This is a genomic window from Cellulomonas sp. KRMCY2 (genome assembly GCF_000526515.1).
In the GTDB taxonomy this organism is placed as follows: domain Bacteria; phylum Actinomycetota; class Actinomycetes; order Actinomycetales; family Cellulomonadaceae; genus Actinotalea.
On record NZ_JAGF01000001.1, the window covers coordinates 4366332 to 4385813 of the forward strand.

Here is a 19482-nt window from a genome sequence, read left to right on the forward strand (position 1 = left end):
CCCGCCGGCGGAGCGTCGACGCACGGGAAGGTCGGCGCCTCCCCTGCGGTCACGGTCAGCACGTTGCCCACCGCCGCCGTGCAGCCCGCCGGCAGCTCCGGGGCGGCATAGGTGAAGGACAGGATCGTGCAGGTGGCGGTGGTCTCGGTCATCGAGCAGTAGATGTTGCCGCTCGGCAGCACGAACTCGGTCAGTGACTGGGCCACTGCCGGCTCCTGCGGCGCACTGGGCTCCGGGGTCGTCTCCGGTGCGGCCTGCGCGGTGGCACCCGGGCTCGCGCCTGCGTCGCCCGCGCCGGTGCCGCCGGGGTTGTTGATCAGCTGCATCACGAGCAGGACGACGAAGGTCAGCACCAGGATCGCGTCGACGACGGCCAACGTCATCGTGCTCGGGCGCAGCGCCCAACGCCCGCCGGGGCGGCGAGGGGTTGCCGAGGGATCCACCATCTGCACTCCTCCTCCGAACGACCGCATGGCAGCATGCCACGGCCCTGCCCGCACCGCGCGGGGACCCAGCCTCACGTCACCGTCCCGGCCGCGGAACCGGACGTACCGATCACCAGCCGGTGACCTCCCGTTGACGCGCACCGCGCACGGGGCGTTGCCACGGTAGCGTGCCCGGCCGCGAGGTTCCGAGCCCGTGACCGGGGCTTGTCAGGCCGCCCTCAGGTCGCCAGCACCGCCATCGCGGCCGACCGGCCGGGGATCCCGCTGACCCCGCCGCCCCGACGGGCACCGGCGCCGCACAGCAGGACGGCCGGGTGCTCGGTCGCGACGCCCCACCGAGCGGCCGGGTGGTCGGACCCACCGCTCGGCTCCGCCCAGGGCCAGGACAGGTCGCGGTGGAAGATGTGCCCGCCGGGCAGCCCGACGTCGATCTCGAGGTCCACCGGCGTGCGCACCTCGAGGCAGGGCCGGCCGTCCGCGTCCAGGGCGAGGCAGTCCTCGATCGGTTCGGCGAGCACGCTGTCGAGCGATGCGAGGGTCGCCGCCAGGGCGTGGTCCCGGGTGGCGTCCGGGTCGGACCGGAACAGCCGGGCAGGCATGTGCAGACCGAACAGGGTCAGGGTGTGGTGCCCGCTGCGCTGCAGGTCGGCGCCGAGGATGGACGGGTCGGTCAGCGAGTGGCAGTAGATCTCCAGCGGCGGGGTCGTCGGCACCGTGCCGACCGCTGCCTGCGCGTAGGCGCGCTCGAGCTGGTCGTAGCCCTCGTTGACGTGGAACGTCCCGGCGAAGGCGTCCTGCGGCCGGACCGCCGCGTCGTGCAGGCGGGGCAGCCGGGTCAGCAGCATGTTGACCTTGAGCTGCGCACCCTCGGGACCGGGCTCGCCGGGCGTCCGACCGAGCAGCCGCTCGAGCTCGCGCGGGCTGCACCCGGCCAGCACGTGCCGCGCCCCGACGGTGCGCATCACGCCGTCGTCGTCGAACGTCACGGCCGGCGAGTCCGGGTCGATGCCGGTCACCCGCGCCGAGGTCCGGAGCTGCGCCCCGGCCGCGCGGGCGGCGTCCTCGAGCGCCGAGAGCACCGCTCCCATGCCGCCGACGGGGACGTCCCAGTCGCCCGTCCCGCCGCCGATCACGTGGTACAGGAAGCACCGGTTCTGGATCAGCGAGGGGTCGTGGGCCCGCGCGAACGTGCCGATCAGTGCATCGGTGAGCACGACACCGCGCACCAGGTCGGAGTCGAACGTCGCCTCGACGAGCTCGCCGAGCGGCGCCTGGACGAGGTCCCGCCACCAGGACGACCCCACCAGCTCGCGCACGCGGTCAGGCGTGGGCAGCGGGTCGGTCATGGTCGGGAACAGCCCCTGCGCCAGCCGCCGGGTCCTGGCACCGAACGTGCGCCAGGACGACGCATCCGATCCGGCGCCGACGCCGACGAAGGACTGCGCGGTCACCTCGTCGTCGCCCGGGTCGACGAGCAGACCACGGGTCGGATCAGCGGGTAGCGGGGTGTAGGACGCGATGCGGCGACGAACCAGCGTCAGGTCGAGACCCAGCTCGTCACGGACGGCCCTCGGCATCAGCGAGACGAGGTAGGAGTATCGCGACAGCCGCGCGTCCCGGCCGGCGAACGGGCGGACCGACTGGGTCGCGCCCCCGAGGCGGTCGGCCTGCTCGAGCAGCAGCACGGTGCGCCCGGCACGGGCCAGGTAGGCCGCCGCGGTGAGCCCGTTGTGCCCACCTCCGACCACGACGACGTCGTAGCGCGGTGCGATCGCGGTCCGGTCGACGGCAGCAGTCATCGCCTCACCGTAGGACACGCGCCATCATGGGAGACGGCTCGGACGGGCCAGGTTCCTGGCCCGTCCGAGCGGGGTCAGCTGCGCCAGGTGTCGTCGAGGGTCAGCACGCCGCTGACAGGGACCGTCACGGTCCGGTCGGAACCGGACTCCCACACGACGTTCCCTGCGGCGTCGACCTTGACGTACTTGTACGCGACAGTGCTGCCGGCGGGCAGGTTCACCGACCCGCGCCACACCGGGTAGCCCGCCGCCGAGAGCGGGACGCCCGCTGCCGGCGACCAGCTGCCCAGCGCCGCGACGCTGCCGACGACGCGCACGCTCTGGCCCCACGTCGTGCCGGCGTCGACGCCGAACGAGACGGCGGACTGCGTCGTCCCGCCACCACCGCCACCGCCCGGCCGGGCGTCGACGTGGATCGCGAGGGCGTCGTTGAAGGCAACCGTCGCCGTGAGCTGACCGGAGCTGGTGACCATGACGGTCGCGCCGGAGCAGCCGGTCGCCGTCGGTCCTCCGTTGACGACGTCGCAGTAGGTGCCTGCGGGCAACGAGGTCTGGAACGTACGGCTCAGGCTCGCCGACTCCTTGTTGATCACGACGTACCCCGCGCTGCCCCGGCCCCAGGCGATCGCGTTGTTGGCGTTGCTCCACCAGTTCGTCACCGCGGCGTCACCGACGGCGTTGTGGAAGCCGACCATGTTGGCGATCGGCCGCCACGCGTGCTGGCAGCGCCAGCCGTTCTGGTAGCAGGTCGGGTTCGCGACGGTGCCGTCCGGGTTGAGGGGGGCACCGGCGTCGCTGCTGGTGAAGGAGTACCCGGAGTGCACGCTGGGTGTGCCGTAGCTCCAGCCCAGCATGAAGACGTTCGCCAGGGTGTACGTGGCCCCGTAGGTCTGGTTCAGGGTCTGCCCGTTGCGCTCGGTGTCGTGGTTGTCGACGAAGACGTTCGCGACGTCCGACGGCAGGTGACCCCACGCCTGGCCGAAGTTCGACAGGTAGGCGAGCTTCTCGTTGAGGAAGACCCGCTTGAGGTCCCACGCGTAGCCGAACTCGTGCACGTCACCGATCGCGGTGTACTCGCTGTCCTGGACCGGCTCGCCCGGGGCACCGATCACCTCCTGGACGATGTACACGCTCGGGTCGGTCAGCCGGCTCGTGATCGCAGCGATGTCGGCGGCCGGGATGTGCTTGGCCGCGTCGATCCGCAGGCCCCGCACGCCGAGCGAGATCAGGTCGTTGAGGTAGGCGGCGATCCGGTCCCGGACGTAGGTCGTCCCGGTGGCGAGGTCGGCGAGCCCGACCAGGTTGCAGCTCTGGACCTGCCAGCGGTTGCCGTAGTCCGAGATGTCCGCGCGGCACGCGCTGAAGTCCGCGTCCGAGTAGGTGCCCGGGTAGCTGTAGAGGCTGAACGGCGAGCCGGCGAACCCGGTGCCCCCGCCGGCCTGGCCGCTCATGTGGTTGATCACGGCGTCGGCCATCACGTTGACGCCGGCGTCGCGGCAGGTGGCCACCATGCTCGCGAACTCCGCCCGGGTGCCGAGCTTGGACTCGATCCGGTAGCTGACGGGCTGGTAGGAGGTCCACCACTGGGACCCCTGGACGTGCTCCTGCGGCGGCGAGGTCTGCACCCAGCCGTAGCCGGCGGGGCCGAGCGTCGTCGTGCACTGCTCGGCGATGGCATCCCACGGCCACTGGAACATCACCGCGATGACGTCCTTGCTGCCCGAGGGTTGCGCTGCGGCGGGTGCCGCTGCACCGACGGACGTCGCCACGGCGAGCCCGACGGTGACCATGGCGCCGATCAGCACGGCCGCGACGGTGCGGTGCACCGGGCGGCGGGCGTGGCGACGTGTCCCCTGCGTGAGTTCCGACATCTGAGCCCCATCTGCGTCTGACCGGGCGACGACGGCGTCGGCCGGTGCTGGTCGGCCGCCGCGACGGTGCGACGGCCTCCGAGTGGAGCGCCTGCAACGGACTGCAAGAAGCCCGCAACTTGCCTGTAATCTTGCAGGCTAGGGGGCGGCCAGGCAGCTGCGCAAGGCCCGCGGCCCCGATGTCCCGCCGTCCCGGCCCGGACGCAGCCCGCGCACAGAGCCCGTCGCGGGCCCGTCGGGGGCCCTGCGGGCGTGGCAGGATCACAGTCACACCCACCGCTCGATCGCCCCACGAGGAGCCGCAGTGCCCGCAGAGAACCTGACCCGCGCCGAGGCCCGTGACCGTGCGGCCGTCGTCGACGTCCGGTCCTACGACGTCGCCCTGGACCTCACCACCGGCGCCCGGACGTTCGCCTCGACCACCGTGGTCCGCTTCGCGTCCAGGCCCGGTGCGAGCACCTTCGTCGACCTCATCGCACCGACCGTGCACGAGGTCGTGCTCAACGGACGATCCCTCGACGTGGCCGAGGTCGTCGCCGACTCGCGCATCACGCTGCGCGACCTCGAGGCCGACAACGAGCTCCGGGTCGTCGCGGACTGCGCGTACATGAACACCGGCGAGGGGCTGCACCGCTTCGTCGACCCGGTCGACGACGAGGTCTACCTGTACTCGCAGTTCGAGGTCGCGGACTCCCGGCGGGTGTTCGCCGTGTTCGAGCAGCCCGACCTCAAGGCCACGTTCGCCTTCGCCGTCACCGCCCCGGCGCACTGGACGGTCATCTCGAACTCACCGACACCGGAGCCGGTGCTGCTCGCCGGCGACACCGCAGCGGGCGGGCCGTCCACCGCACGCTGGTCCTTCGCGCCGACGCCGCGCCTGTCCAGCTACGTCACGGCTGTCGTAGCCGGTCCGTACCACCACGAGGACGGCGAGCTGACCAGCAGCGACGGGCGCACCGTCCCGCTCGGCGTGCTGTGCCGCGCCTCGCTCGCGCAGTACCTGGACACCGCGAACATCCTCGACATCACCCGCGCCGGCTTCGCCTTCTACGAGGACGCCTTCGGCATGGCATACCCGTTCGCCAAGTACGACCAGATCTTCGTCCCCGAGTTCAACGCCGGGGCGATGGAGAACGCGGGGGCGGTGACCTTCCTGGAGAGCTACGTCTTCCGGTCCAAGGTGCCGCAGGCGACGGTCGAGCGTCGGGCGACGACGATCCTGCACGAGCTCGCCCACATGTGGTTCGGCGACCTCGTCACCATGCGCTGGTGGGACGACCTGTGGCTCAACGAGTCGTTCGCGGAGTTCGTCTCGACCCTCGCGGCTGCCGAGGCGACGCCGTGGACCCAGGCGTGGACGACGTTCTCGTCGCTGGAGAAGTCCTGGGCGTACCGGCAGGACCAGCTGCCCTCGACCCATCCCATCGTGGCCGACATCGGGGACCTCGAGGACGTCGAGGTCAACTTCGACGGGATCACCTATGCCAAGGGTGCGTCCGTGCTCCGCCAGCTCGTGGCCTGGGTCGGGCAGGAGCAGTTCTTCGCGGGTGTCCGTTCGTACTTCGCCAAGCACGCCTGGGGCAACACCGAGCTGCGCGACCTGCTCGTCGAGCTCGAGGCGACCAGCGGTCGCGACCTCGCGCCCTGGTCGGCGCTCTGGCTCGAGAAGGCCGGCGTGACCCTCCTGCGGCCCCGGATCGAGCTCGACAGCCACGGTCTGGTGACGCACTTCTCCGTGCTCCAGGAGGTCCCGGCCGAACACCCGGTGCAGCGGCCCCACCGGCTGGCCATCGGTGGCTACGACCTGGTCACCGACGACGACGGACGCACCACCCTCGAGCGCACCGTGCGGGTCGAGCTCGACGTCGAGGGGCGCACCACCCTCGTGCCCGAGATGGTCGGCCGGCCGCGCCCCGATCTCGTCCTGGTCAACGACGACGACCTCGCCTACGCCAAGGTGCGCCTGGACGCCGAGTCGCTCGCGGTCGCCACGGCCCACCTGCACTCCTTCACCGACTCGCTGCCCCGGACGCTCGTCTGGAACGCCGCGTGGGACACGACCCGCGACGGCGAGTGGGGTGCCCGCGACTTCGTCGACCTCGTGCTGGCGAACATCACGCACGAGACCGACTCCTCGGTCGTCATGGTGCTGCTGCGTCAGCTGACGACAGCCGTCGACCTCTACGTCGCACCGGAGAACCGCGACGGGGTCGCCACCGCGACGGCGGACCGGGTGCTCGAGCTCGCCCGGCAGGCCGCCGCGGGTGGCGACGCCCAGCTCCAGCTCGTCAAGGCCTTCGCCGGCCGGGCGGCCACGCCGCACCAGCTCGACGCCGTGGCCGGGCTGCTCTCGGGCGAGGCGCCGCTCGAGGGTCTGAGCATCGACACCGACCTGCGCTGGGAGCTCCTGACCAGCCTCGTCGCCGGCGGCCGGGCCGGTGCGGCGGAGATCGCGGCCCAGCTCGCAGCGGACTCGACGGCGACCGGTGAACGCGCTGCTGCGGCAGCGCGGGCCGCCCTGCCCACCGCCGAGGCCAAGGCGGCCGCGTGGGAGGCCGTCGTGACCACCGGGGACCTGGCGAACGCGATCCAGGCCTCGACGATCGGCGGCTTCGGGCGGGTGCACGACCGCAGCCTGCTGGTGCCCTTCGTCGAGCCGTACTTCGCGGCCCTCGAGCACGTCTGGACATCACGGACGAACGAGATCGCCCAGAACATCGTCGTCGGCCTCTACCCCACGCTGCTGGCCGGGGGCGACGTCGACGTGCTCGCCACGACCGACGTCTGGCTGGACCAGCTCGGTGACCGACACCCGGCCCTGCGCCGCCTAGTGGTGGAGTCGCGCGACGGCGTGCGGCGCGCCATCGCCGCTCAGGAGCGTGACCGCACCTGAGGGACGGCACGTACGAGGGGCCCGGCACAGAGGGCGGGTCAGATCGAGCGGACCCAGCGCCGAGTGGCGCAGGGGCTGCGCAGCCGCAACCATGTGCCCGGCTCGGCCGCGGCGAAGCGCTCCTCGTAGCGGGCCCGGTACGCGGCGTCCTGCGTCCACGCCCAGACGATGATGTTGTCCGCCGGCCGGCGCTTGACGAGCGAGCCCCACCGCTCCCGGTTGCCGTTCCACAGCCGTCGCCGCAGCGCCACCCTGCCGAGCATGCGCCGGATGACCCGCGCCATCACGAGGGCCGCGGGTAGTCGAGCCACACCACGAGGTCGGCGTGGTCGAGAGCGTCCCCGACCGAGGTGTCGTAGTTGCCGTCGATCACCCAGCCGCCCGCACCCTGCGCCGCGAGGAACCGCTCGAGGCTCGCCTGGAAGTCGGCTCTCGGGGCAGGCTGCCATCCCTCGAGGTGGTAGATCCCGTCGAGCTCGAGGTGCGCGAGACCGAGCCGCCGAGCGACGGCGCTCGCCACCGTCGCCTTGCCGGCCCCGCTGTTGCCGACGACCCGGATCCGACGGGGTGCTGGGCTCGTCACCGCGGGCTGCCGGTCAACCGCGCAGTGCGGCGACCAGGGAGCGCAGGCGCGGGTTGTCGAAGAGGTCGTCGACCAGGACGAGCCGCTGCCCGGAGTCGGCCAGCGGCACCTTCCAGTTCGGGTACTCCTGATCGGTGCCGGGCTGGTTCTGGGCCCGCCGCTCACCGACGGCGTCGGCGAGCGACACCCCGAACAGCACCGCGGGCGAGGCGAGGACCAGACGGTGCAGGGCCTCGACGAGCTGTCGCTCGGACGGGTCGGCCCCGACGAGCCCCCGCTGGGCGAGCACGTCGAGCATCTGCGCACGCTCGGCCGCCGCGGCGGCCCGCACCCGTTCGACCGGCTCGGTCAGCAGGCCGAGGCGGTCGCGCAGGTCGACGTGCTCACCGGCGAGGTAGCCGGCGGTCGGTGGCAGGTCGTGGGTCGTGACGGTGGCGAGGGCGAGGTGGCGGTAGCGCTCGGGCGGGATCGGCACGTCGTTGTCCCGCTCGAACCACAGCACCGAGGTCCCGAGGATGCCGCGGTCGGTGAGGTAGTCGCGCACCCAGGGCTCGAACACGCCGAGGTCCTCGCCGATCACGACGGCACCGGCTCGCTGGGCCTCGAGGCACAGGATGCCGATCAGCGCCTCGTGGTCGTAGCGCACGTACGCACCGCCGCCCGCCCCGGAGCCCTCCGGGATCCACCAGAGCCGGAACAGGCCGATCACATGGTCGATCCGGAGCGCGCCGGCATGCCGCAGCGCCGTCCGCAGCATGTCGCGGTACGGGAGGTAGGCGGCCTTCGCCAGGGCGTCGGGACGCCACGGCGGCTGTGACCAGTCCTGGCCCTGCTGGTTGTACATGTCCGGCGGCGCGCCGACCGACACTTTCTGCGCCAGCACGTCACGCATGGCCCAGGCATCGGCCCCCTCCGGGTGCACCCCGACGGCCAGGTCGTGCATGATCCCGATCCGCATGCCGCCGTCGAGCGCGGCCCGTTGCGCGGCGGCCAGCTGCTCGTCCGCGACCCACTGCAGCCAGCAGTGGAACGTGATCCGCTCGGCGAGCTCGATGCGCACGCGCCGCACGAGCTCCGAGCCGCGGTCGTCGGCCTCGGCAGGCCACGGCCGGCCCTCGTAGTGCTCGGCGAGCGCGCACCAGGTCGCGAAGTCCTCGAGGCCCGGGCCCTGGTGGGCACGGAACGCGACGAACGCAGCCTGCCGGGCAGCGGACCGCGGCGCGGCGAACACGACCTCGAGGGCGACCCTCTTGGCCGACCAGACGGCGTCGCGGTCGATCGGTCCGGCACCCGTGCTCAGCGGGCGGGCCACCTCCGCCTGCCACTCGACGAGGGACCGCTCGGCCACCGGCAGGTACCCGGTCTCGGGGATGTCCTCGACCCGCAGGTACAGCGGGCTGACGAAGCGACGGGTGCTGGGCAGGTACGGCGACGGCGTGATCGGGACGATCGGCTCCCCGGCGTGCAGCGGGTTGATCAGCAGGAAGTCCGCACCGCAGCGACGGGCCGCCAGCCATGCGATCTCGCGCAGGTCCGCCAGGTCACCGATGCCCCACGACTGCTGAGAACGCACCGAGTAGAGCTGGGCCATGAAGCCCCAGGCCGGTCGCTGCTCCAGCCCGGCGGGCAGCTCGAGACGACCGGGGGCGACCACGACGGTGCACCGGGCGGTCGCGCCGGTGCTCTCCACGACCAGGGTGTGCCAGCCGAGGGGTACGTCGTGGGGGACCTCGACGGTGGCCCGACCGACGACGCGACCGTCGACCGTCCGGGGCGGGACGTACACGTCGACCTGCTCGAGCGGTCGTCGTCCGCCACCCGTCTCCGGGTCGAGCTCGAGCCAGGCGGCCAGCGGCTCGCCGTCGGCCAGGTGGACCGGCACCTGCGCTGACGTCCCGGCACGGGTCACCACCACCGGGGGGAGCATGCGACGCCACGGTTCGTCGTCGGCGTGCTCGAGCGCGACCTGCACCCGCTCGGGTCCCGACGCATCGACGCCGAGCGCCGCGAGAACGGCCACGACCGTCGAGGCGGGCACGTGCCGATGGCTGCCGTCGAAGTCCCAGAAGTCGGGTACGACGCCATACCTGCTCGCGAGGGCGAGCAGGGGTTCGGGAAGGACGTCGCTCTGGTCTGGCACTGACACCCTTTGATCCTGCCAGAGTGGAGCCCGCACGCACGCGTGCACGCCGTAGCCTGCGTGCATGAACCTCGGCCCCTACCCGCCGGCACGGCGCTCGGACGTCGTCGATCACCTGCCCGGGCACACGGTCGCGGACCCGTACCGGTGGCTCGAGGACGACGCGTCGGCGGAGACCCAGGCCTGGTCGGCCGCACAGGACGCGCTGCTCACGCAGTACCGGAGGGCACCGGGTCACGCGGCCACCGAGGCGCGCCTGGCCCGGCGGCTGGCAGCCCTGCTCGGTACAGGTGCGGTCGGCTCCCCGGTCTGGCGCGGTGAGCGGTGGTTCGCCGCGCGCCGGGAAGGAGCGGCCGAGCACGCCGTCGTCGACCTCGCCGAACCGCACGGCACACGCACACCCCTGCTCGACCCGATGCGCCTCGACCCCAGCGGCGCCACCACCCTCGACTCCTGGCAGCCGAGCATCGAGGGCGACCTGCTCGCCTACCAGGTCTCCGCGGGCGGTACCGAGGAGAGCGTGCTGCGGGTGCTCGACGTGGCCGACGGCGCGGTGGTCGACGGACCGATCGACCGCGCCCGGTACTCGCCCGTCGCCTGGCTCCCCGGCGGCGCGGCCTTCTACTACGTGCGGCGCCTGCACCCCGACCTCGTACCCACCGACGAGGCCCAGTACCACCGCCGGGTGTGGCTGCACCGGGTGGGCACGGACCCGGACACCGACGTCGAGGTCTTCGGCGCCGGTCTCGACGCCACGACGTACTTCGGGGTGAGCGTCTCGCGCGACGGCTGCTGGCTCATCGTCTCGGCGTCGACCGGCACGGCGCCGCGGACCGACGTCTGGATCGCGGACCTGACGGCGACCTCGCCGGAGCAGCCGCTGCTCGAACCGGTCGCCGTGGGCCTCGACGCGGAGTCCGGCGCCTGGGTGGGCCGCGACGGGCGCCTGTACCTGCTCACCGACCTCGACGCACCGCGCGGCCGCCTCGCCGTCGCGGACCCCCGACACCCCGGCCCGGAGCACTGGACCACGCTCCTGGAGCAGGATGCGGAGGCGGTGCTGTGCGCCGCCGTCCTGCTCGACGACGGGGCACCGTCAGCTCCGGAGCAGCCGGGCGGACGCGTCCAGCCGGTGCCGGCGACCGAGCTGGTCGCCCTGTGGCGTCGGCACGCGCTCAGCGAGGTCACCGTGCACGACCCGGCGACGGGGGCCCTGCTCGAGGACGAGCAGCACGGCGGCGGGCGGGTGCCGCTGCCGGGCCTCGGGACGGTCACCGGGCTCAGCCGCCGGCCGACCGGCGGCCGTGAGCTGTGGTTCGGGTGGACCGACCACACGAGCCCGACGTCGATCCGGCGCTACGACGCGCGCACCGGCTCGGTGGACGTGTGGGCCGAGCCGCCCGGTCGGCTGCCGACCCTGCCGGCGGTGCGCGCCCAGCAGGTCACCTGCACCAGCGCCGACGGCACGTCGGTGCGGATGGTCGTCCTGGCCAGGGCCGACCGGCTCGACGACGACGGGCGTCCGCTCGCGGCAGCGCCGACGATCCTCTACGGGTACGGCGGCTTCCAGATCAGCCTGGAGCCCGCCTACTCGGCGACCGCCCTCGCCTGGGTGGAGGCCGGCGGCGTCTACGTCGTGGCCAACCTCCGCGGTGGCGGCGAGGAGGGCGAGGAGTGGCACCGCGCCGGGATGCGCCAGGACAAGCAGAACGTCTTCGACGACCTGTACGCCGCGGCCGAGCGCCTCGTGGCGGACGGCTGGACGACGTCGGCCCAGCTCGCCGTGTGGGGCGGGTCGAACGGCGGGCTGCTGGTCGGGGCGGCGGTCACCCAGCGCCCGGAGCTCTTCGCGGCAGCGGTGTGCAGCGCTCCCCTGCTGGACATGGTCCGCTACCAGCAGTTCGGTCTCGGCACGACGTGGACGGAGGAGTACGGCGACACCGCCGATGCGACCGAGCTCGGCTGGCTGATCGGCTACTCCCCGTACCACCGCGCGGTCGCCGACGGCGGGACGCCGGGAGCCGGACCGGCCTACCCGGCGGTTCTGTTCACCGTCTTCGACGGGGACACCCGGGTCGACCCGCTGCACGCCCGCAAGACGGCGGCCGCGCTGCAGCACGCGACGTCGTCCGACCCGCAGGACCGACCCGTGCTGCTGCGCCGGGAGTCCGGCGTCGGGCACGGTGGCCGGGCGCTGAGCCGGACCATCGCGCTGACCGCCGAGCAGCTCGCCTTCGTCGGCCGTCAGACGGGTCTCCCGCTCGGCCACTAACCTGCCTGACATGCCGTTCGCCGCACACCCGACCCTGACCGCCGCCGCCACGGACCCGCCCTCGCCGGAGCAGTGGTTCTCCTGGCTGGTCGGTGCGCCGCTGCAGTCCCTGATCGCGATCGCGGTCGGCGTCGTCGTCCTGGCGCTGACCCGTTGGCTGGTCACCCGCACGGTGCGCTCCGTGATCCAGGGCGGCACCCACGTCCGGCGGCATGCACGGCGGCTGCTGATGAGCACCCGCGCGGGCGGCGCCGTCCCGGCCTCCGACCAGTTCGCCGTCGCGCGCCGGGTCCAGCGGGCCGAGACGATGGGCTCGGTGATGCGCTCGTCGGCCGCCCTCGTGGTGGGCATCGTCGTGCTCACGGTCGTCGCGAACATCAACGGCTGGGACCTCGGCCCGGTGCTCGCCTCCGCCGGGGTGGCGGGGGTCGCGCTGGGCTTCGGCGCGCAGACCCTCGTCAAGGACTTCATCTCGGGGATCTTCATGCTCGTCGAGGACCAGTACGGCGTCGGCGACGTCGTGGACCTCGGCTCGGCGACCGGCACCGTCGAGGCGATCGGCTTGCGGGTGACCCAGATCCGTGACCTGTCCGGCACCCTCTGGTACGTCCGCAACGGCGAGGTGGTGCGGGTCGGCAACATGACGCAGGGCTGGTCCAAGGCGCGGGTCGAGGTGCTCGTGCCGCCCGACACGGACGTCGGCCGCGCCACGGACCTGCTGCGCAGGGTCGGGCAGGAGATCGCGGCGGACGACGAGCTCGCCCCGTACCTGCTCGCCGACGCGGAGATCACCGCCTACGAGGACCTCACGGCCGAGGCGGTCAAGCTCCGCCTGATGATCAAGACGGCGCCGGCCAGGCAGTGGGAGGTGCAGCGGGTGCTGCGGGCCCGGATCAAGGACCTCTTCGAGGCCCAGGGCGTCGTCCTCGCCCTGCCGCGGCGCGAGCTGCTCGTCGAGCGTGAGACCCGGCCGGAGCCTCAGGACCAGAGCAGCATGCCCTGACCCTCGGCGACCCGGTCACCCGGCTCGAGCAGCTGGACGACCTCGGTCTCGGTGGCCCGGATGGCAACCAGCGGGCACAGGGTCGACCGGCCACCGGCGCGCACCATCGCGGGCGACCAGGCGAGCAGCGGCTGACCCTCGACGACCCACTCCCCCTCCCGCGCGGCGACGTCGAAGCCGTCGCCGTCGAGCTGGGCGGTGTCCAGGCCGAGGTGCACGAGCACCGCACGGTTGCCGTCGATCTGGATCATCAGCGCGTGCGGGTACACGCCGCGCAGCCGCCCCGCGCACGGGGCCACGACGACGACCCGCCCGGCGTCCGGACCGACCGTCTCCGGCTCGGCGGGCAGGATGGCGAGACCGCGTCCCACGACGGAGCCGGCGAAGACGGGGTCGGGGACGTCCTCGAGAGCGACGATGGTGCCGGCGAGGGGCGCGGTGACCTCGACCATGCTCCTGTGTGCCCGGGCAGTCATGACGCAACCCCCCAGACCTGTGGTCGTACCGTTGCTCGGTCCTCCCAGCCTAGTGCTGAGCCCGCGGACCCGGCCCGGCCGCTCCCCTGCGGGTGCCTTCGACCGCCCGGGTCAGCGGCCAGAGGTCGGGGTGGATCGCGTCGGCGCCGGCGGGCGCCTGCGGACCGGTCGAGACCCCGATCACGTAGCCGACACCGGCGCTGCGGGCCGACGCGATCCCGGCCGAGGTGTCCTCTGCGGCGACCAGCCCGCCCGGTGGCAGGCCGAGCAGTGCCGCACCCAGGCGGTACGGCTCGGGGTCGGGCTTGCCGTGCTGGTAGTCCTCGGCGGCGACCACCGGGACCGTGCGGCCGTCGTCGACCAGGTGCCCCATCACGGCCCGGACCCACTCGCGACGCGCGGAGGTCACCACGGCGACCGGCAGACCCGCCGCCGCGCACTCCCACAGGAGCTCGCGGGCCCCGGGAACGGCGATCGGGCGCGCCGTCGTGCGGCGCAGGACCGCGATGATCCCCTCGGTCAGGAGGTCAGGGTCCTGCCCTGCCCACGGGCCCTCGAGGGTGGCGAAGACCTCGGCGGCGCGGCGACCCGAGAACTGCTGGACGACGCTGTCCGGGACCTGCCAGCCGCGTCCGGCGAAGTACTCGGCGTAGGCCGCCCGATGGATCGGCTCGCTGTCGACGAGGGTGCCGTCGAGGTCGAGCAGCAGGCCGGCCCCCGGTCCGTCGAGCAGGCGCGCGAGGTCCTGGCCCCGTGAACCGGTCGCGGTCGTCCTCAGTCCCACTCGAGCAGGGGTGCGCCGACGTCGATCCGCGCGCCCGGGCGGACGAGACCTCGCACCGACGCGGCCACGCCCTCGAGAGCGACGACCGGGCAGACCGGCGAGCGGCCGCCCGCCTCGACCGCGTCCGGGTCCCAGCTGACCACCTGGTCACCGGCGGCGACCTCGTCACCCTCCGACACGTGCAGCGTGAAGCCGGCGCCGGCGAGCTGGACGGTGTCCAGACCCAGGTGCACGAGGACCGCGCGACCGTCGGCGACCTGCAGCACGAAGGCGTGCGGGTGCAGCTTGATGATCGTCCCGGCCGCCGGCGACACGACAGTGCTCTCGCCGGGGCGGTCCGGGTCGACCGCCAGTCCGGGACCGACGATCGCGCCGGCGAAGACCGGGTCGGCGACATCCGTCATCGCGAGCACCGTGCCGGCGACCGGCGCCAGCACGATGAGCGACGGCGGCATCAGCGAAGGTCCGCGATGTCCGATGCCAGGGTGTCGGCCTCGGGACCGACGACGACCTGGACGACCCGGCCGGAGCGGACGACGCCGAACGCGCCGACAGCCTTGAGCGCCGCCTCGTCGACGAGCGACGGGTCCTCGAGCTCGACCCGAAGCCGGGTGATGCACGGTTCGAGATCCAGGATGTTCGCGTCGCCACCGAGGGCCGCCAGGATCTGCTCAGCCTTGCTCATCTGTCCTCCTCGGGACCGGATGCGGGCAGGTCTGCCGCACATCCACAGTAGTCACATCAGCTCTTCGAGATCGCTCGCGAGCACGTCGACGGTCGGCCCGACGACGACCTGGACGACCCGGCCCGCAACCATCACCCCGTGCGCCCCGGCAGCCCGGAGCGCAGGGACGTCGACCAGGCCCGGATCCCGGACCTCGGAGCGCAGCCGGGTCGTGCAGGGTTCGATGTCGACGATGTTGGCGACGCCGCCGAGCGCGGCAAGGATCTGCGCCGCCTGCTCGCTCGGCCGGTCGCTCGGCCTGGCCTTGCGGTTGCCGGTCACGTCGCGATCACCTGCACTCCTTCGTCGTGGCGCCCGTCATGGCGCACTCCTCGTCCGTCCCGCGGCGTCACGGCGGCCCGCGGTGCGGTCAGCGGCACCCAGAGCACGTACCGGTCCGCCCGGTAGGAGGACCGGGAGTAGGCGCATGCGACATCTCCGGTGAAGGTCCGACGGGTGAGCCGGAGCACGGCGGCCCCGGGCCGCAGGCCGAGCAGAGTGGCGTCCTGGGCGTCCACCTCGGAGGCGGCGACCGTGTCCTCGCCCCAGTCCGGGGCCAGGCCGCGGCGCCGCAGCTCGCCGTAGATGCTCTCCGGCGGGCCGTCGGCGAGCAGGCCCGGCACCAGGGCGGCCGGCAGCCACGTCTGCTCGATCGCCATCGGCTCCCCGTCCGCGTGCCGGACCCTGTGCAGGTAGTGCACGCGCTCCCCGGGCACCAGGTCCAGCGCGTCAGCGACGTCGGGAGCGGCGACGACCTCCTCCGCGGCGAGCACGGTGGACGACGGCTCCATGCCGCGGCGGCGCATCTCCTCGCCGAACGAGGCGAGCCGAACCTCGAGATCGACCTTGGTCGGCGCGACGAAGGTGCCGCGGCCCTGCTCCCGGTCGAGCAGGCCCTCGACGACGAGGGCGTCGACGGCCTGCCGCACGGTCATCCTCGAGACGCCGAACCGCTCGCACAGGACGCGTTCGGAGGGGATCGCATCGCCGACCGTGAGCTCATGGGTGACCAGCGAGCGCAGGTAGTCGCGGACCCGGACGTACTTGAGCACCGAGTGACGCACCGTCGCACACCCAGCCCTTCTGCCGCCCTCGTCCCCGGCCCGTCGTCGCCCCGGGTACCCCGGGCCACGCCTGGCGCGGGTGGTGTCCTTGACACCCTATGGTCCATTCCACCATGGTGAACCTCACTGGTCCAGACATCTAGCGCAGTTCACCCCCGCGGCGACTGCGGGCCACACGGACGTGGCCCCGGGCGATGTCGGACCGGAGCGCCCCGGCGCCCGCCGGAGGTCGCACCCGCACGGTGAGGAGTGCCAACGCATGACCGCCACCACCGCCACCGAGGCCCGCGAGAAGCGGCCCTTCCCTGGCCTCGCCCAGCTGCAACGCATCGGCCGGTCGCTGATGCTCCCGATCGCCTCACTGCCCGTCGCCGCCCTGCTGCTGCGCCTCGGCCAGGACGACATGCTCGGTGTCAACGGCCTCGCCGGCTCCTGGGGAGACTGGCTGCTGCCGGTTGCCGCCGTGCTCGCCGCCGCCGGCAACGCGCTGTTCGCGAACCTGCCCATGCTCTTCGCCCTGGGTGTCGCCGTCGGCTACGCGCGCAAGTCCGACGGGTCGACGGGCCTCGCGGCCCTGATCGGCTACCTCGTCTTCAAGGGTGTCTCGGACGCGCTGTCGCCCTACGCCCTCGGCAAGGCCGCCGAGGGCGAGACGCAGGAGCTGATCAACTACGGCGTCCTCGGCGGCATCGTCATCGGCCTCGTCGCGGCACTGCTCTACCAGCGGTACTACCGGATCAAGCTGCCGCCCTACCTGGCGTTCTTCGGTGGACGACGCTTCGTGCCGATCATCACCGCCGGCATGGCCGTGCTCATCGCTGTCATCGGCGCCCTGATCTACCCGGCCTTCGACACCGGCCTGACCGCGGTCGGTGAGTGGGTCACCGGCTCGGCGATCCTCGGTGGCTTCGTGTACGGCACCGCGAACCGTCTGCTCCTGCCCTTCGGCCTGCACCACCTGCTCAACTCGCTGCCGTGGTTCCAGTTCGGCGAGTACACCGATGCCTCGGGTGAGGTCTGGCAGGGCGACATCCTGCGCTTCCTGCACGGCGACCCGACGGCCGGCGCCTACATGACCGGTTTCTTCCCGATCATGATGTTCGCCCTGCCGGCGGCTGCCCTGGCCTTCGTGCACACCGCCAGGCCGGAGAAGCGCAAGATCATGGCCGGCATCATGGGCTCCGCGGCACTGGTCTCCTTCGTCACAGGCGTGACCGAACCGCTGGAGTTCGCCTTCGTCTACGTCGCCTACCCGCTCTACGCGATCCACGCGGTTCTCACCGGAACCTCGTTGGCCCTGGTCAACGCGCTCGGCATCCGCCACGGGTTCGGCTTCAGTGCCGGGGCGATCGACTACCTGCTCAACTTCAGGATCGCCGAGAAGCCCCTGCTGCTCATCCTGATCGGCCTGGCCTACGGGGTCGTGTACTACTTCCTGTTCCGGTTCGTGATCACGAAGTGGAACCTCTGGACGCCCGGCCGCGAACCGGACGGCGTCGGCAGCGACATCACCGACGGCCTCTTCACCGACCAGCCGACGGACGCGCCGGCCGCTGCGACGGCAACGGGGGGCCCGGACGTCGCACCGGGCAGGGGCTCGGGGACGTCGCGAACGTGACCCGAGTGCCCGACCCGCGAGCCTGAACCGAAGCCGGGGCGGGGCAGGGCCAGGTCAGCCGACCTGACCGTGCTCCGCCCCGTTCCGTGCGAGCAGGTAGTCGCTCAGCGCGTCGAGGCATGCCTCAGCACCCTCACCGTCGGCGGCGAGGACGACCTCGTCGCCCGCACCCGCGCCGAGCGCCATCACGGAGAGGATGCTGGCTGCCGCCATGGGCGCCCCGCCGTCCTTGCGGATGGTCACCGCGACCGGCTGGGCGGCGGCGAGCTGGGCGAAGAGGGCCGCCGGTCGGGCGTGCAGCCCTTCGGCGATGGCGACGGTGACACGGCGTTCGGGCACGGTGGGCTCCGGGGCGTCGGGGTGTGGTCGCACGACAGCGCGGCCAACTGGTCTGGACCACTTTAGCGCCTCGGCCGGACTCCGGCGCCTCGGGCCTGGGCGACAATGAGCCGGTGAGCCCCGCCGAGCACCCCGACTCCTTCTACGCCGCCGTCGGCGGTGCACCGACCTTCAGCCGGCTGGTCGAGGTCTTCTACGCGGGCGTCGCCACCGACGAGCTGCTGCGGCCGATGTACCCCGAGCAGGACCTCGGCCCGGCCGCCGAACGGCTGCGGACCTTCCTCGAGCAGTACTGGGGCGGCCCGACGACCTACAGCGACGCCCGCGGCCACCCGCGGCTGCGGATGCGGCACGCGCCGTACAAGGTCAGCCCTGCCGCGCGCGACCGGTGGCTCACGCACATGCGCGCGGCCGTCGACGCCCTCGAGCTGCCGCCGCTGCAGCATGCGACCCTGTGGGACTACCTCGAGCGCGCGGCCCACGCGATGCTCAACACCGTCGACGACTGACGACGACCGAGTGGTCCGCGGACCGACCACGCCGGGACCACCCGAACCCCCGCCGCTACGACGCTCGAGGAGCCCGATGACCACGCCGGACCCGGACCCGCTGCGCACGGTCCTGGAGGTGCTCACCCTGGACCGCATCGACGCGGACACCTTCACCGGCACGAGCCTGCCCAAGCCCGGTGGCCGGGTCTTCGGCGGCCAGGTCCTGGCGCAGTCCATGCTCGCGGCCGGGGCGACCGTCGGGCACGACCGCCTGCCGCACTCGGTGCACGGCTACTTCCTGCGCGCCGGCGACGTCGCGCTTCCCATCACGTTCGCGGTGGAGCGGCTGCGTGACGGCCGCTCCTTCAGTGCCCGACGTACCCACGCGCTGCAGGCCGGTGTGCCGATCCTGGCGATGACGACGTCCTTCCAGGTCGAGCAGGCGGGCGTCGAGCATGCCGACACCCCGCCGTCGTCCGTGCCGCCGCCCGAGGACATCCGCAGCGCGCTGGACGTGCTGGCCCCGGTCGACCACCCGATCGCGGCGTTCTGGACCCAGGCGAGCGCCTTCGACCTGAGGCACGTCGAGGAGTCGATCTACCTGGCCCCGGCGCAGGTCCGCACCGATCGCCAGATGGTCTGGATGAGGGCCCGCGGACCGCTCCCGGACGACCAGGTGCTGCACCGCGCCCTGCTGGCCTACGCGTGCGACCAGGTGATGCTCGAGCCGATCCTGCGGCGGCACGGCAGGAGCTGGGCGAGCCCCGGTTTGTCCATCGCGAGCCTCGACCACGCGATGTGGTGGCACCAGGACATTCACGTGGACCAGTGGCTGCTCTACGTGCAGTCGGCGCCCTCGGCGCACGGCGGTCGCGGGCTCGGCGCGGCCCGCGTCTACACGCGCGACGGTGCGCTCGTGGCGACCATCGCCCAGGAGGGGATGATCCGTCTGCCGGCGGAGGACTGAGCAGTTCGGGGC

18 protein-coding genes are annotated in these 19482 nt (G+C 72.9%); 6 read left to right on the top strand and 12 right to left on the bottom strand.

The annotated features are described in order from the left end of the window. Positions 1-664: 664 nt before the first annotated feature. Positions 665-2245, bottom strand: coding sequence for an NAD(P)/FAD-dependent oxidoreductase (locus K415_RS0120525; protein WP_024288900.1), 1581 nt, complete (start codon positions 2243-2245; stop codon positions 665-667). Positions 2246-2319: 74 nt separating this feature from the next. After that, positions 2320-4116: a carbohydrate-binding module family 20 domain-containing protein gene (locus K415_RS0120530; protein ID WP_081785129.1), complete on the bottom strand. Its 1797-nt coding sequence runs from the start codon at positions 4114-4116 to the stop codon at positions 2320-2322. A gap of 304 nt (positions 4117-4420) precedes the next feature. Between K415_RS0120530 and pepN the strand changes: the two genes are divergently transcribed. After that, positions 4421-7009, top strand: a complete 2589-nt coding sequence (gene pepN, locus K415_RS0120535) for an aminopeptidase N (RefSeq protein ID WP_024288902.1) — start codon at positions 4421-4423, stop codon at positions 7007-7009. A 38-nt stretch (positions 7010-7047) separates the two neighbouring features. On the opposite strand, the gene K415_RS24835 is transcribed toward pepN, so the two are convergent. The 3 genes from K415_RS24835 to malQ are packed head-to-tail and all read right to left on the bottom strand — an operon-like array spanning position 7048 to position 9732. Continuing rightward, the gene (locus K415_RS24835) at positions 7048-7272 is read right to left on the bottom strand and encodes a hypothetical protein (RefSeq protein WP_231494946.1); all 225 of its coding nucleotides are present in this window, start codon (positions 7270-7272) and stop codon (positions 7048-7050) included. A gap of 20 nt (positions 7273-7292) precedes the next feature. Continuing rightward, complete coding sequence (locus tag K415_RS24840; RefSeq protein WP_051480689.1) at positions 7293-7592, bottom strand: hypothetical protein; 300 nt, start codon at positions 7590-7592, stop codon at positions 7293-7295. Between the two features lie 13 nt (positions 7593-7605). Next, a complete protein-coding gene (malQ, locus tag K415_RS0120545; RefSeq protein WP_024288903.1) occupies positions 7606-9732 on the bottom strand; it encodes a 4-alpha-glucanotransferase in 2127 nt (708 codons plus the stop codon). A gap of 64 nt (positions 9733-9796) precedes the next feature. Between malQ and K415_RS0120550 the strand changes: the two genes are divergently transcribed. Both K415_RS0120550 and K415_RS0120555 read left to right on the top strand, forming a co-directional pair. Continuing rightward, a complete protein-coding gene (locus K415_RS0120550; protein ID WP_024288904.1) occupies positions 9797-12004 on the top strand; it encodes a prolyl oligopeptidase family protein in 2208 nt (735 codons plus the stop codon). Between the two features lie 10 nt (positions 12005-12014). Further along, positions 12015-13007, top strand: a complete 993-nt coding sequence (locus K415_RS0120555; RefSeq protein ID WP_024288905.1) for a mechanosensitive ion channel family protein — start codon at positions 12015-12017, stop codon at positions 13005-13007. Here K415_RS0120555 and K415_RS0120560 read toward each other — a convergent pair. The 6 genes from K415_RS0120560 to K415_RS0120585 are packed head-to-tail and all read right to left on the bottom strand — an operon-like array spanning position 12983 to position 16055. Next, a complete protein-coding gene (locus K415_RS0120560; RefSeq protein ID WP_155859540.1) occupies positions 12983-13483 on the bottom strand; it encodes a PTS glucose transporter subunit IIA in 501 nt (166 codons plus the stop codon). The two genes, K415_RS0120555 and K415_RS0120560, sit on opposite strands and share 25 nt — an antisense overlap. Positions 13484-13532: 49 nt before the next feature. Further along, complete coding sequence (locus K415_RS23130; RefSeq protein WP_024288907.1) at positions 13533-14267, bottom strand: HAD family phosphatase; 735 nt, start codon at positions 14265-14267, stop codon at positions 13533-13535. Next, complete coding sequence (locus K415_RS0120570; protein WP_024288908.1) at positions 14258-14722, bottom strand: PTS glucose transporter subunit IIA; 465 nt, start codon at positions 14720-14722, stop codon at positions 14258-14260. The genes K415_RS23130 and K415_RS0120570 overlap by 10 nt, the downstream gene beginning before the upstream one ends. Continuing rightward, a complete protein-coding gene (locus K415_RS0120575) occupies positions 14722-14952 on the bottom strand; it encodes a glucose PTS transporter subunit EIIB (protein ID WP_024288909.1) in 231 nt (76 codons plus the stop codon). The genes K415_RS0120570 and K415_RS0120575 overlap by 1 nt, the downstream gene beginning before the upstream one ends. 51 nt (positions 14953-15003) lie before the next feature. Then, positions 15004-15273, bottom strand: a complete 270-nt coding sequence (locus K415_RS0120580; protein ID WP_024288910.1) for a glucose PTS transporter subunit EIIB — start codon at positions 15271-15273, stop codon at positions 15004-15006. Next, complete coding sequence (locus K415_RS0120585) at positions 15270-16055, bottom strand: GntR family transcriptional regulator (RefSeq protein ID WP_024288911.1); 786 nt, start codon at positions 16053-16055, stop codon at positions 15270-15272. Before K415_RS0120585 ends, K415_RS0120580 begins: the two co-directional genes overlap by 4 nt. A gap of 259 nt (positions 16056-16314) precedes the next feature. On the opposite strand from K415_RS0120585, the gene K415_RS0120590 reads away from it, so the two are divergent. Beyond that, positions 16315-17673: a PTS transporter subunit EIIC gene (locus K415_RS0120590; RefSeq protein ID WP_024288912.1), complete on the top strand. Its 1359-nt coding sequence runs from the start codon at positions 16315-16317 to the stop codon at positions 17671-17673. 54 nt (positions 17674-17727) lie between these two features. Here the strand turns inward: K415_RS0120590 and K415_RS0120595 are convergent, their stop codons facing one another. After that, on the bottom strand, positions 17728-18012 hold the full coding sequence (locus K415_RS0120595) for an HPr family phosphocarrier protein (RefSeq protein WP_024288913.1): 285 nt from the start codon (positions 18010-18012) through the stop codon (positions 17728-17730). Between the two features lie 113 nt (positions 18013-18125). On the opposite strand from K415_RS0120595, the gene K415_RS0120600 reads away from it, so the two are divergent. Together K415_RS0120600 and K415_RS0120605 are read left to right on the top strand one after the other, a co-directional pair. Beyond that, positions 18126-18521: a globin gene (locus K415_RS0120600; protein WP_024288914.1), complete on the top strand. Its 396-nt coding sequence runs from the start codon at positions 18126-18128 to the stop codon at positions 18519-18521. Between the two features lie 76 nt (positions 18522-18597). Then, a complete protein-coding gene (locus K415_RS0120605; protein WP_024288915.1) occupies positions 18598-19470 on the top strand; it encodes an acyl-CoA thioesterase II in 873 nt (290 codons plus the stop codon). Positions 19471-19482 lie beyond the last annotated feature (12 nt).